General features: G+C 60.8%; 1 protein-coding gene. It reads right to left on the reverse strand.

Translation table 11 applies throughout. The features are described 5' to 3' along the window. Window positions 1-105: 105 nt before the first annotated feature. On the reverse strand, window positions 106-459 hold the full coding sequence (tnpB, locus tag IVB13_RS15770; protein WP_007601228.1) for an IS66 family insertion sequence element accessory protein TnpB: 354 nt from the start codon (window positions 457-459) through the stop codon (window positions 106-108). Window positions 460-595 lie beyond the last annotated feature (136 nt).

Here is a 595-nt window from a genome sequence, read left to right on the forward strand (position 1 = left end):
TTGTTCATTTTCGTCGCGCAGCGCCGCGATGCTCATGCGCTATTTCGAGCACATCGCCGCCGCGCGTGCCACATTCAAAATAGCTTCCGAGTCATTCTGCCGCAGTTATCCAGCCGCCTGGGGACGCCGCGCTTCTTCCGGGCGGACCAACCTCCAATCCAGCCCCTCGAACAGGGCTGCGAACATCGCCGGCGATATCCGTATCACGCCGTCTGCGATCGTTGGCCAAACGAACTTGCAACCTTCAAGACGCTTGTGCACCAACACCAGACCCGTTCGATCCCAGACCAAAATCTTGATCCGGTCCGCTCGTTTCGATCGGAACACGAAGGCTGCGCCGCTGAACGGGTCGAGACGAAGCATCTCCTGCACCTTCGCCGCAAGCCCATCGTGGCCACAGCGGAAGTCGATCGGCCGCGTCGCGATGTAAATCTTCAGATCGGCACCGGCCGCGATCATCGTGACGCTCGCATCGCGCGGATCACACGGGACAGCTGCTCGCCATCTATGGCTGTGTCCGTCCGCAGCACGACATCGCCGATCGCGATCTCAAGCTTGATCGCCGGAACCTGACGCTCCTCCAACGCACCTTCCA

Origin of the sequence: Bradyrhizobium sp. 17 (assembly GCF_023073515.1) — a bacterium.
GTDB classification, from domain to species: Bacteria; Pseudomonadota; Alphaproteobacteria; order Rhizobiales; family Xanthobacteraceae; genus Bradyrhizobium; species Bradyrhizobium canariense_D.